The sequence below is a fragment of the Kitasatospora cheerisanensis KCTC 2395 genome (genome assembly GCF_000696185.1).
GTDB lineage: Bacteria > Actinomycetota > Actinomycetes > Streptomycetales > Streptomycetaceae > Kitasatospora > Kitasatospora cheerisanensis.
In genome coordinates this window covers 5,637,943-5,650,766 of sequence record NZ_KK853997.1, presented here as the reverse complement: position 1 = coordinate 5,650,766, position 12,824 = coordinate 5,637,943, and the positions used below count along the sequence as shown (strand labels likewise).

Genomic DNA, 12,824 nt, shown 5'->3' with positions numbered 1-12,824 from the left:
GCCTGCTCCCGGCCCCGCCGGAACCCTGACGGGGCGTCAGCCCTTGACGCAGATCACCTGCTTGAGGTGGGCGACCACCTCGACCAGGTCCTTCTGCTGGGCCATGACCTTCTCGATCGGCTTGTACGCGCCGGGGATCTCGTCGACCACGCCGGAGTCCTTGCGGCACTCGACGCCGGCGGTCTGCTCGACCAGGTCCTTGGTGGTGAAGCGCTTCTTCGCCGCCGTCCGGCTCATCTTGCGGCCGGCGCCGTGCGAGGCCGAGTTGAAGGAGGCCGCGTTCCCGAGGCCCTTCACGATGTACGAGCCGGTGCCCATCGAGCCGGGGATGATCCCGTACTCGCCGGAGCCGGCCCGGATCGCGCCCTTGCGGGTGACGAGCAGGTCGACGCCGTCGTAGCGCTCCTCGGCGACGTAGTTGTGGTGGCAGGAGATCATCTCGCCGAAGGTGGCCCGAGCCTTGGGCAGTTCGCGGCGGACGGCGTCCTGGAACAGGGCCATCATCAGCGCCCGGTTGTGCTTGGCGTACTCCTGCGCCCAGAACAGGTCGGAGCGGTAGGCGGCCATCTGCGGGGTGTCGGCGATGAAGACCGCGAGGTCGCGGTCGATCAGGCCCTGGTTGTGCGGCAGCGAGCGGGCGACCGTCATGTGGTGCTCGGCGAGCTCCTTGCCGATGTTCCGCGAGCCGGAGTGCAGCATCAGCCAGACCGCGCCGTCGTCGTCCAGGCACAGCTCGATGAAGTGGTTCCCGCTGCCGAGCGTCGCCATCTGCAGGGCGGCGCGCTCGCGCCGCCAGCGGACCTCGGGCGCGATGTCGTCGAAGCGCCGCCAGAAGTCGTCCCAGCCGGCGGTGGACCGGCCGTGCAGCGCGCCCGGGTCGACCGGGTCGCTGTGCAGGCCGCGGCCGACCGGGATGGCCTGCTCGATGCGGTGGCGCAGCCGGGACAGGTCGTCCGGCAGGTCCTTCGCGGTGAGCGAGGACTTGACGGCCGTCATCCCGCAGCCGATGTCGACGCCGACCGCGGCCGGGCAGACCGCGCCCTTCATGGCGATGACGGAGCCGACGGTGGCGCCCTTGCCCAGGTGGACGTCCGGCATCACGGCGAGGCCGTGCAGCCAGGGCAGCGTGCTGATGTTGCGCAGCTGCTGCAGGGCCTGGCCCTCGACGGCGGCCGGGTCGGTCCACATCCGGATCGGGACCCGGGCGCCGGGAATCTCGGTGTACGACATAAGGGTTCGACCTCCTGGGTCGGTGATGTCAAGGGTGCCGCACGAGAACGCCCGGTGCGGCGGCGGGGAAGATCGGGGGCGCGGCCCGGCAGGGCGGGACCGCGGGCGGCAGACGGTGCTGCGCGGCGACTGCTCAGGCAGTTCGTGGCGAACAACGGAAGGGCAGCCTCGGGGAGCGTCGTCGTGGCTCGACCCGCATGGTGACCGCCTCCTTCCGCATCGCTCGTTCCGGCCGCGCGCCTCTCGTGCGGCCGGGGACATCTACCCACGCGGCACTGACGGCGCGCAAGGCAATAAAACGCCGAAGGCCCGGCGGAGCTGACGCTCCGCCGGGCCCTGCTGACGGGACGTCAGTTGGCGATGACCGTGACGTCGCCGATGCCGAGCGCCTTGATCGGCTCGGCGATCACCGAGGCGTCGCCGACCAGCACGGTGACCAGCCGGTCCGGCGGGAAGGCGGCGACCACGGCGCGGGTCGCCGCGTCGGTGTCGAGCTCGGTGAGCTGGCGGTAGAACTCGGCCTGGTAGGTGTCGGGCAGGTACTGCTCGACCTGGTCGGCCAGGGTCGCGGCGACCGAGCCGGCCGTCTCGTACTTGAGCGGGGCGACGCCGACCAGGAACTGCACGGCCTCCTCGCGCTCGGCGTCGGTGAGGCCCTCGGCGGCGAGGGTGCGCAGGATGGTCCAGGTGTCCTGAAGGGCGGGCGCGGTGGACTCGGTGTCCACCGAGCCGCTGATCGCCAGCAGCCCGCGGCCGGAGCCGTCGGCGGCGGAGCGCAGTGGCTGGGCGAACGCCCGGACGCCGTAGGTGTAGCCCTTCTCCTCGCGCAGCACCCGGTCGAGCCGGGAGGTGAGGGTGCCGCCGAGGCAGTAGGTGCCGAGGACCTGCGCGGCCCACGCCGGGTCGTGCCGGTCCGGGCCGATCCGGCCGATCAGCAGCTGGGTCTGCACCGAGCCGGGCCGGTCGACGATCACCACCCGGCCGGTGTCGTCCGCGGTCACCGGGCCGTGCGCCGACGGCTCGCGGCTCTCGCCGCTCCACCGGCCGAGGGTGGACTCCAGCAGCGCGGCCAGGTCGATGCCGGTGAGGTCGCCGACCACCACGGCGGTGGCGGTGGACGGGCGCAGGTGGGCGTCGTAGAACGCCTTCACCGCGTCCCGGTCGATCCGCTTGACGCTGTCGGTGGAGCCGGCCCGCGGCCGGGACAGCCGGTCGGACTCGGCGAACAGCGAGGCGTACAGCGCCTTCGCGGCCCGGCGGGCCGGGTTGGCCTGCTCGTGGACGATCTCGTCGAGGCGGTTGGCGACCAGCCGCTCGATCTCCTCGGCGGGCAGCGCCGGCACCCGCAGGGCGTCGCCGAGCAGGGTCAGGCCGCGCTCCAGGCGGGAGGCCGGGACCTCCAGCGAGACCCGCAGCGCCGGGTGGTCGGCGTGGGTGTCCAGGGTGGCGCCGGCCCGCTCCAGCTCGGCCGCGAACTGCTCGGCGGTGAGCGTGTCGGTGCCCTCCGAGAGCGCCCGGGACAGGATCGAGGCGACGCCGTCCAGGCCCTCCGGCTCGGCGGCCAGCGGCGCGTCCAGCACCATGTCGACGGCGACCAGCTGCTGGCCGGGGCGGTGGCAGTGAAGCACCGTCAGGCCGTTGGCCAGGGTGAGCCGTTCGGGGGCCGGGAACGCCCACGGGGTGGGGGTGCCGGGCTGCGGCTGCGGGTGGAAGTCCATCGCCGGCACGTACTGCGCGGGGGTGTCGCTCACGCCGCCGCCTCCTCGTTCTCGGAGCTGTCGTCGTCGTTGCTGTCGTCGGGGGTCGGCTCGTACACCAGCACCGCCCGGTTGTCGGGGCGCAGCCGGGCCGCGGCCACCTCCCGGACCTCCTCGGCGGTGACGTCGAGGACCTTCGCCAGCGCGTTGTTGACCAGCTTCGGGTCGCCGAACAGGACGGCGTAGCGGCAGAGTTCGTCCGCGCGGCCGGCCACGGTGGTGAGCCGGTCCAGCCACTCGCGCTCGATCTGGGCCTGGGCGCGCTCGAGCTCCTCGGCGGTGGGGCCCTCGGCGGCGAACCGGGCGAGCTCCTCGTCGACGGCGGCCTCGATCTGCTCGATGGTGGCGCCGGCCCCGGCCTTGACGTCCAGCCAGCCCAGCGAGGGCGCGCCGGAGAGCCGCAGCAGGCCGAAGCCGGCGGCGACGGCGGTGCGGTCGCGGCGGACCAGCCGGTTGTACAGCCGGGAGGACTCGCCGCTGCCGAGGATGGTCAGCGCGAGGTCGGCGGCGTCGGCCTGCCGGGTGCCGTCGTGCGGCAGCCGGTAGGCGGCCATCAGCGCGCGGGACGGGACGTCCTCGCGGATCAGCTCGCGGGACTCGCCGTCCATGGTGGCGGGCAGCGTGCCGTCGCGCGGCGGCTGCTTGCCGTCGTGGCCGGGGATCGAGCCGAAGTACTTCTCCACCCAGGCGATGGTCTGCTCGGGGTCGAGGTCACCGACGATCGACAGCACCGCGTTGTTGGGCGCGTAGTAGGTGCGGAAGAACGCGCGGGCGTCCTCCAGGGTGGCGGCGTCCAGGTCGGCCATCGAGCCGATCGGGGTGTGGTGGTACGGGTGGTCCGCGGGGAAGGACAGCGCGGTGAGCTTCTCGAACGCGGTGCCGTAGGGCACGTTGTCGTAGCGCTGGCGGCGCTCGTTCTTCACCACGTCGCGCTGGTTCTCCATGGACGTGTCGTCCAGGGCGGCCAGCAGCGAGCCCATCCGGTCGGCCTCCAGCCAGAGCGCGAGCTCCAGTTGGTGGGCGGGCATGGTCTCGAAGTAGTTGGTGCGCTCGAAGCTGGTGGTGCCGTTGAGCGAGCCGCCGGCGCCCTGGACCAGTTCGAAGTGCCCGTTGTTGGAGACGTTGGCCGAGCCCTGGAACATCAGGTGCTCGAAGAGGTGGGCGAGCCCGGTGCGCCCCTTGACCTCGTGCCGGGAGCCCACGTCGTACCAGAGGCAGACGGCGGTGACCGGAGTGAGGTGGTCCTCGGAGAGCACCACGCGCAGGCCGTTGGCCAGGCGGTGTTCGGTGATGGCGAGGCCGCTGGCGGGGCCGGGGTTGGCCATGCGGGGGTCCTTCCCGTCGTCGGTTCCGGAGTGTCCGGGCCGGGGGCTTGTGACGTCCCCCATTCTGGTGCAACGCCCGGCGCCGCCGTCAGGTGTCCGGCCGCCCGGCGCGTTCGCCAGCGGCGGAAGCGGCCCGGGTGACGGGTGGTGTCCCACCGAGGGTCCACAATGGGGGGCGTTCACGCCCGCGTCCGACCCCAGTACCGCAAGGGAGCCCCGCAGCGATGGCCCGCCGCAGTTCGCCCACCCCGCCGCCCGGTGACTTCGAGGAGCGCATCCTCGATGTCGATGTCGTGGACGAGATGCAGGGCTCGTTCCTGGAGTACGCGTACTCCGTGATCTACTCCCGCGCCCTGCCGGACGCCCGCGACGGCCTGAAGCCGGTGCACCGCCGGATCCTGTACCAGGCCAACGAGATGGGGCTGCGCCCGGAGCGCGGCCACGTCAAGTGCGCGCGCCTGGTCGGCGAGGTGATGGGCCGTCTGCACCCGCACGGCGACGCCTCGATCTACGACGCGGTGGTGCGCATGGCGCAGCCGTTCTCGATGCGGCTGCCGCTGATCGACGGTCACGGCAACTTCGGCTCGCTCGGCAACGACGACCCGCCGGCCGCGATGCGCTACACCGAGTCCCGGCTGACGGCGGCCTCGATGTCGATGGTGGAGTCGATCCACGAGGACACCGTCGACTTCGGCCCGAACTACGACGGCTCCGAGCAGGAGCCCCAGGTGCTCCCCGCGGCGTACCCGAACCTGCTGGTCAACGGCGCCACCGGCATCGCGGTCGGCATGGCCACCAACATGCCGCCGCACAACCTGTCCGAAGTGGTGGCCGCCGCCCGGCACCTGATCAAGCATCCGAACGCGGACCTGGAAACCCTGATGCGGTTCGTCCCCGGTCCGGACCTGCCGACCGGTGGCCGGATCGTCGGCCTGTCCGGCATCCGCGACGCGTACGAGTCCGGCCGCGGCACCTTCAAGATCCGGGCCACCGCCACGATCGAGAACGTCACTGCCCGCCGCAAGGGCATCGTGGTCACCGAACTGCCGTACACGGTCGGCCCGGAGAAGGTGATCGGGAAGATCAAGGACCTGGTCAACGCGAAGAAGCTCCAGGGCATCGCCGACGTCAAGGACCTCACCGACCGCGAGCACGGCCTGCGGCTGGTCATCGAGGTGAAGAACGGCTTCGTCCCCGAGGCGCTGCTGGAGCAGCTGTACAAGCTGACGCCGATGGAGGAGACCTTCGGCATCAACAACGTGGCGCTGGTCGACGGCCAGCCGCTGACGCTGGGCCTGAAGGAGCTGCTGGAGGTCTACGTCGACCACCGCTTCACGGTGGTCAAGCGGCGCAGCGACTTCCGCCGCCGCAAGCGCCAGGACCGGCTGCACCTGGTCGAGGGCCTGCTGGTCGCCCTGGTCGACATCGACGAGGTCATCGCGATCATCCGCAGCAGCGACGACGCGGCCCAGGCCAAGGACCGGCTGATGGAGCGCTTCGGCCTGTCCGAGACGCAGACCGCGTACATCCTGGACACCCCGCTGCGCCGGCTGACCCGCTTCGACCGGGTCGAGCTGGAGGCCGAGCAGGCCAAGCTGCTCAAGGAGATCGCCGAGCTGACCGAGATCCTGGAGTCCGACACCAAGCTGCGCTCCGTGGTGTCCTCCGAACTCGGCGCGGTGGCCAAGCAGTTCGGCACCGAGCGGCGCACCGTGCTGCTGGAGGCCGGTTCGGTGCCCTCGGCGGCGCTGGCCGTCCCGCTGGAGGTCGCGGACGACCCGTGCCGGGTGCTGCTGTCCTCCACCGGCCTGCTCGCCCGCACCTTCGACCTGGAGCCGGTCACCGACGAGCCGTCCCGGGCCCGGCACGACGTGGTGGCCTCGGCCGTCCCCGCCACCGCGCGCGGCGACATCGGCGTGGTCACCACGGCCGGCAGGGTGCTGCGCCTGCCGGTGATCGACCTGCCCGCGCTGCCCCGGGCACCACGGCGCTGTCCGGCGGCGCCGCGGTCTCCGAGTTCCTCCGCCTGGAGGCCGACGAGAAGGCGCTCGCGCTGACCACGCTGGACGAGTCCTCGCCGGGCCTGGCGCTCGGCACCGTGCAGGGCGTGGTCAAGCGGGTGGTGCCCGAATGGCCCGCCAACAAGGACGAGTTCGAGGTGATCGCGCTCAAGGACGGCGACGCCGTGATCGGCGCGGTCGAGCTGCGCACCGGCGAGGAGGACCTGGTCTTCCTCACCTCCGACGCCCAGTTGCTGCGCTACCCGGCGGGGCAGGTCCGCCCGCAGGGCCGCCCGGCGGGCGGCATGGCCGGCATCAAGCTGGCCGACGGCGCCCGGGTGCTGTCCTTCACCGCCGTCGACCCGGCGGAGGACGCGGTGGTCCTCTCGGTGGCCGCCGCCTCCGGCACGCTGGCCGGCGAGGAGCAGACCAGCTGGAAGCTCACCCCGTTCGACCAGTACCCGCGCAAGGGCCGCGCCACCGGCGGCGTCCGCTGCCAGCGCTTCCTGCGCGGCGAGGACGGCCTGGCGTTCGCCTGGGCCGGCCCGGTGCCCGCGCTCGGCGCCGCCGCCAACGGCCAGCCGGTCGCCCTCCCGGAGCGCGACCCGCGCCGCGACGGCTCCGGCACGCCGGTGCCCGCGCAGATCGCGGCGGTCGGCGGCCGGATGTGACGCCGGCCTGACGGCACGTCAACTGCCCGACGGCGGGGGCCTCCCGGGAGGTTCCCGCCGTTCCGCGTCCACCGGGCGGCCCGTCCCTCCGCGGCCGGGCCGCGGCGGCGCACTAGTGTGTGGCGGGTGAGCACCTGTACGACGCTGTCGCGCGAACTGACCGAGCCGCTGGCGGCCACCGCGGCCACCGCCACCACCTGGCTGCTCCTCGAACAGCCCGGCCCCTGGGGCGCGAAGGCGCTCACCGCGAGCCACCTCGATCCGGAACTCGGGGCGGCGCTCGACCGGGCGGCCGACGGCACCGGCGTCCGGATCGCGCTGATCCGCCGGCCCGGGCGGCACGCCGACACCGACACCGCGGCCCGGCACGAGGTGCTGATCGCGCACACCTCGCCCGCCGACCCGTGGGTGCGCCGCGCCCGGATCGACTCCCCCGCCGCGCTGCTCGACCTCGACTTCGCCGCCCTCGGCGCGGGCCGGCACGGCGGCTTCGGCGCCGAGCACGTCGGCGGCCCGATCGCCCTGGTGTGCACCAACGGCCGCCGCGACCGCTGCTGCGCGCTGCTCGGCCGCCCGCTGGCCGCCGACCTCGCGGCCGCCGGCCACAGCGAGGCCTGGGAGGTCACCCACCTCGGCGGGCACCGCTTCTCCCCCACCATGCTGGTGCTGCCGCACGGCTACGCGTACGGCCGGCTCACCGCGGAGTCCGCGAAGGAGGTGCTGGCCGCCACCGCCGCCGGCCACACCGTCCCCGCCCACTCCCGCGGCCGCTCGTACTGGCCGCGCCCCTCCCAGGCGGCGGAGCAGGCCGTCCGCGAGCTGACCGGGGAGAGCGCCGCGGCCGACCTGACCATGCGTCAGCAGCGGGACGGCGACGGCTGGACGGTGGAGGTGCGGCACGCCGACGGGCGCCGCTGGCGGGCGACGGTGGCGGAGTCCGCGAGCGAGCCGCCCCGACCGGAGAGCTGCGGCAAGGCCCCGGGCACCCCGTCCCGGATGGACGTCACCGCCCTCGAAGCGCTCACCGGCTGAGAAACGGCCGGGCCCCGCACCCGGGAGGGTGCGGGCCCGGCCGTCGACGCTCCGTCAGGCGGCGCCGGCACCCGTCAGGGCGCGGACCTCCAGCTCGGCGTAGCCGTCCTCGTCGGCGGGCTCGCGGTCCAGCAGGGTGCCCAGCCAGCCGGCCAGGAAGCCCAGCGGGATGGAGACCAGGCCGGGGTTCTCCAGCGGGAACCAGTGGAAGTCCATCCCGGGGATCACCGAGGTCTTCGTCCCGGAGACGACCGGCGAGAACAGCACCAGCACCACCGCCGGGACCAGGCCGCCGTACACCGACCAGACCGCGCCGCGGGTGGAGAAGCGCTTCCAGAACAGCGAGTACAGCAGCGTCGGCAGGTTCGCGGAGGCGGCCACCGCGAAGGCCAGGCCGACCAGGAACGCGACGTTCAGCCGCTGCGCGTACAGGCTGAGCACGATCGCGAGGCCGCCGATCACGACGGCGGAGACCCGGGCCGCGATCACCTCCTCGCGCTCGGACACCTGCCGGCCGTTCTCGCGCCGCAGCGCCCGGGCGTACAGGTCGTGGGCGAAGGCGGCGGAGGAGGCCAGGGTGAGTCCGGCGACCACCGCCAGGATGGTGGCGAACGCGATCGCGGAGATCACCGCGAACAGCAGCAGGCCCCAGGTCGAGCCGTCGCCGCCGCCGAGGTCCAGGGCGAGCAGCGGAACCGCCGTGTTGCCCGCCGAGTTGGCCGCCCGCAGGTCGTGCCCGCCGACCACCGCGCCCGCCCCGAGCCCGAGCACGATCGCCATCAGGTAGAACGAGCCGATCAGGCCGATCGCCCACATCGTGGAGCGCCGGGCGGCCCGCGCGGTCGGCACCGTGTAGAACCGGCTGAGGATGTGCGGCAGGCCGCCGGTGCCGAGCACCAGCGCCAGGCCGAGGCTGACGAAGTCCAGCCGGCTGATCACCCCGGAGCCGTAGTTGAGGCCCGGCTGCAGGTACTTCTCGCCCTCGCCGCTGCGCCGCGCCGCGGTCTCCATCAGCGCGCCCAGGTCGCCGTGGAAGCGGGCCAGCACCAGCACCGTGAGCAGCACCGAACCGCCCACCAGCAGGAAGGCCTTGACGATCTGGATCCAGGTGGTGGCGCGCATCCCGCCGACCGTCACGTAGACGATCATCAGGGCGCCGACCGCGATGATGGTCCACGCCTTGGCGGCCCCGCTGTTGGTGTTCAGCAGCAGCGCGACCAGGCTGCCCGCGCCGACCATCTGCGCGATCAGGTACATCAGCGTGACGACCATGGACGACAGTCCGGCCGCGGCCCGCACCGGCCGCTGCCGCATCCGCAGCGCCAGCACGTCGGCCAGCGTGTACCGGCCCGCGTTGCGGACCAGTTCGGACACCAGCATCAGCACGACCAGCCAGGCCACCAGGAAGCCGATGCTGTAGAGCACGCCGTCGTAGCCGTACAGCGCGATCAGGCCGGTGACGCCGAGGAAGGAGGCGGCCGACAGGTAGTCGCCGGAGAGGGCGAAGCCGTTCTGCAGCGGGGAGAAGTCCCGGCCGCCGGCGAAGAAGTCCTCGGCGGCGTGGCCGCGGCGGCCGACCCAGACCGTGATGGTCAGCGTCACGGCGACGACGACGGCGAACAGCGCCACGGCGAGGCCGTGGTTGGGGTGATGGGTCATCGCAGCTGGTCCTGGGTGTCCCAGCGCAGTTCGAGGGCCGCTCGATCGCGCTTGGTGCGGGCATTGCGGGCGTAGAGCCAGGTGAGCAGGAACGTGGACGCGAACTGGCCGAGGCCGAGCGCCCAGGCCACGTTCAGCGGCCCGGCGATCCGGCGGCCCAGCAGGTCCGGCATGAAGGCCTGGGCCGTCACGAACAGCAGGTACCAGGCCAGGAACCCGGCACAGGCCGGGAACACGAACGAGCGGTAGCCGCGCCGGATCTCCTGGAACGCCTCACTGTCCTGGACACTCCGGTACACCGCGCCGCCGACCCGCTCCTCCGTGGGGGGCACCTCGGCTTCCGCACTCCGCCGCTGCGCCACCACCCTGGGCCGGGAGGCGGACGCGGCCCACCAGTCAACTCTCTCCTGTTGCGCCACTTGCCCACACCTCATCAATCCGGTCACTACGACCGAACCATGATGGAGCGTCACAAACCACACGGCGAAACCCGTGAAGATACGTTCACCCGAACCAGCGACAGGAAGGTGCGGTCACGAACCTTCCGAAATTCCATGCTTGAAGGCGTACGCGACGGCCTGCGCGCGGTCCCGGACCGCCGTCTTCGCAAAAAGGTTGTTGATATGGGTTTTCACCGTTGCGGGGCTGACGAACAACCTCTCGGCGATCTCCGCGTTGGACAGTCCGGACGCGATCAGCGCCAGCACCTCGGCCTCCCGCTGGGTCAACCCGTCCGGCAGCGCCGGCCGGGCGGCCCGCGCGGGCGGCTCCGCGACCGGCGGTCCGGCGGCAACCGGCGGCTCGGCCACCGGCGTACCGGCCGCGGGCGTTCCGGCGGCGGGTGTTCCGGCGGCGGCCGTCGGCGCGCTTGACAGCCGCTCCAGCAGCCGCAGTTGGACCTGCGGGGAGAGCCCGGCCGCGCCCGAGCGGACGTCCGCCACCGCGCGGGCGATCTCCTCCGCGCCGGCGTCCTTGGTCAGGAAGCCGCGCGCGCCGGCCTGCAGCGCGGAGAACAGCGAGTCGTCGTCGGCGTAGGTGGTGAGCACCACCACCTCGGTGCCCGGGTGCTCGGCGCGGACCCGGCGGGTCGCCTCCACGCCGTCGCAGCGCGGCATCCGCAGGTCCATCAGCACCACGTCGGGGGCGTGCTCGGCGACCAGCCGCAGCGCCTCCTCGCCGTCCGTCGCCGAGCCGACCACCGTGATGCCCGGCAGCAGGCCGAGCAGCATCACGATGCCCTCCCGCACCACGGTCTGGTCGTCGGCGACCACCACCCGGATCGGCCCTCCGGTCGTTCCCGGACCCGTCACGTCGGCACCCGCAGCAGCACGCGCCACCCTCCCTCCTCGGGGCCCGCCAGCAGTTCGCCGCCGAGCAACTCCGCGCGTTCGCGCATCCCGAGCAGACCGTACCCGCTCCCGCTGCCGCCCAGCATCGGGTCCGCGCCGCGCGGGGCGCCGGAGTTGCGCACCGTCAGTTCCACCGCGTCGTCCAGGTAGCCGAGCCGGACCGCGACCCGGCCGCCCGGCGCGTGCTTGCGGGCGTTGGTCAGCGCCTCCTGCGCGGTGCGGCGGACCGCCAGCCCGGCCTCCGCGGGCAGCGGCCGGGGCACCCCGTCCACCGTCAGCTCGGCGCCGGCCTGCGCGACCAGGCCGGCCACGAACTCGGCGACCGGGGCGAACTCGCCGCGCAGCGCGGACAGCGCCTGCCGGGTCTCGGCCAGCCCGTCCTGCGCCATCCGCCGGGCGGCGACCACCCGTTCGCGGATCTCGGCCCGCTCGGCGCCGGCGTCCAGCATCAGCCGGGCAGCCTCCAGGTGCACCAGCTGCGCGGACAGGCTGTGCGCCAGCACGTCGTGGATCTCCCGGGCGATCCTGGCCCGTTCGGCGAGCGCCGCGGACTCCGCCTGCGCCGCCTGCGCGGCCCGCTCCTGGGCGAGCAGCGCGCGCTGCGCGGAGCGGGCCTGGCTGTCCAGCCGCAGCAGGTAGCCGAGCAGCCCGAGGCCGCCCGCGACGGCCACCACCATCAGCACCGAGTCGCCCGAGCCGAGGCTGTAACCGCCCAGCGCCGCACCGGCGGTGACCAGTCCGAAGGCCAGCGGCAGACGGACCACCGCGAGCACCGCGAGCCCGCACCAGATCACCGAGGCCAGGGTCCTCGCCCCGCCCTCCTGGGCCAGCGCGGCGACCACCAGCAGCCCGCTGGCGCAGGCCAGCGCCTGCCACAGCTTCTGCGTCCGGCAGGCGAAGTACCAGCCGGTGAACAGCCCGGCGGCGGCCGCGATCCAGCCGATCGGGGGCAGCAGGCGCCAGCCCTCGTAGTGGTGTTCGGCGAAGGTGCCGAACACCACGGTGGACAGCAGCGCGATCCGCCCGAACAGCGACAGCACCAGCCGGGCCCGCGAGTGCCGCTCCCGGATCGGGACGTCTCCGGCCGGCCAGCGGGTCCAGCGCTCCAGGGTGTTCACCGGACGATCCTCTCTCAATGCCGGTACCGCCGACGCCGGGTGGCGTCGGCGGTACCGGGGCGGACGGCCGCCGGGCGGCCGGTGCGGGGCCGACGGGCCGTCAGGCGGCCAGCGTGTGCTTGCTGCCGTCCAGCTGGCGGGCCCGCCAGGCGACGGCCGTCGAGCGGACCAGCAGCAGCAGGCCGAGCGACAGCATCAGCACGCTGCTGGACTGGTGGACGTGCAGCGCGGCGCCCACGCCGTACCAGCCGGCCCGGATCAGGATCGCGCCGACCCAGGCGAACACGGTGGCGGTGGAGCCCTGGGTCCACAGGGCGCCGTCCCGGTCGCGCCAGATCCGCATGGTCCAGCCCCAGGCGCAGCCCATGCCGAGCGTGGTGACCAGCGAGCCGGCCAGGATCAGGGCGGCGGCGGCCTGGTGGTTCGGGTCGATCAGCACCGGGTCGCGCAGCGCCACCGCGGCGAGCACCAACGGCAGCAGCCAGAACCGGCGTTCGGTGTCCAGCCGACGGGCCCGCAGCTGCCGGCCCACCACCAGGACGATCACGGCGACGGCGATCAGGACGTTGGACAGGGCAGTCATTTCGGGTGCCTTCCGGGCGGTTTCCTCTGACAGGAAGAACGCTACGGAGAACGGGCCGCCGGATCCTCGGAGCACGGGTTGAACCACAGCAGGAAGGGCT

9 protein-coding genes and 1 pseudogene are annotated in these 12,824 nt (G+C 73.5%); 2 read left to right on the top strand and 8 right to left on the bottom strand.

Translation table 11 applies throughout. From position 1 onward, the window contains the following. Positions 1–36: 36 nt before the first annotated feature. The 3 genes from KCH_RS25585 to KCH_RS25575 form a co-directional block, all read right to left on the bottom strand. The gene (locus KCH_RS25585) at positions 37–1,230 is read right to left on the bottom strand and encodes an RtcB family protein (protein WP_035866840.1); all 1,194 of its coding nucleotides are present in this window, start codon (positions 1,228–1,230) and stop codon (positions 37–39) included. A 350-nt stretch (positions 1,231–1,580) separates the two neighbouring features. Then, positions 1,581–2,948 (bottom strand): M16 family metallopeptidase, encoded by a 1,368-nt coding sequence (locus KCH_RS25580; protein WP_035873646.1) that lies wholly within the window; start codon positions 2,946–2,948, stop codon positions 1,581–1,583. Positions 2,949–2,977: 29 nt separating this feature from the next. Further along, positions 2,978–4,312, bottom strand: coding sequence for a M16 family metallopeptidase (locus KCH_RS25575; RefSeq protein ID WP_035866838.1), 1,335 nt, complete (start codon positions 4,310–4,312; stop codon positions 2,978–2,980). A 224-nt stretch (positions 4,313–4,536) separates the two neighbouring features. On the opposite strand from KCH_RS25575, the pseudogene KCH_RS25570 reads away from it, so the two are divergent. Continuing rightward, a pseudogene (locus tag KCH_RS25570) lies at positions 4,537–6,983 on the top strand (DNA gyrase/topoisomerase IV subunit A). A gap of 126 nt (positions 6,984–7,109) precedes the next feature. Then, positions 7,110–8,015, top strand: coding sequence for a sucrase ferredoxin (locus tag KCH_RS25565; RefSeq protein WP_035873643.1), 906 nt, complete (start codon positions 7,110–7,112; stop codon positions 8,013–8,015). Between the two features lie 54 nt (positions 8,016–8,069). Here KCH_RS25565 and KCH_RS25560 read toward each other — a convergent pair whose 3' ends face one another. The 5 genes from KCH_RS25560 to KCH_RS25540 all read right to left on the bottom strand — a co-directional run bounded on the left by KCH_RS25560 (position 8,070) and on the right by KCH_RS25540 (position 12,724). Then, entirely contained in the window at positions 8,070–9,674 is a 1,605-nt protein-coding gene (locus KCH_RS25560; RefSeq protein WP_035866836.1) for a solute symporter family protein, read from the bottom strand. After that, positions 9,671–10,006 carry a DUF485 domain-containing protein gene (locus KCH_RS25555; RefSeq protein ID WP_341865409.1) on the bottom strand — a complete coding sequence of 112 codons (336 nt, stop codon included), beginning with the start codon at positions 10,004–10,006 and terminating at the stop codon, positions 9,671–9,673. The genes KCH_RS25560 and KCH_RS25555 overlap by 4 nt, the downstream gene beginning before the upstream one ends. Before the next feature lie 201 nt (positions 10,007–10,207). After that, positions 10,208–10,903, bottom strand: a complete 696-nt coding sequence (locus tag KCH_RS25550; protein ID WP_244305690.1) for a response regulator transcription factor — start codon at positions 10,901–10,903, stop codon at positions 10,208–10,210. 77 nt (positions 10,904–10,980) lie between these two features. Beyond that, positions 10,981–12,141, bottom strand: a complete 1,161-nt coding sequence (locus KCH_RS25545; protein WP_425268822.1) for a sensor histidine kinase — start codon at positions 12,139–12,141, stop codon at positions 10,981–10,983. Between the two features lie 100 nt (positions 12,142–12,241). Continuing rightward, positions 12,242–12,724: a CcdC protein domain-containing protein gene (locus tag KCH_RS25540; RefSeq protein ID WP_051653442.1), complete on the bottom strand. Its 483-nt coding sequence runs from the start codon at positions 12,722–12,724 to the stop codon at positions 12,242–12,244. Between the last annotated feature and the right edge of the window lie 100 nt (positions 12,725–12,824).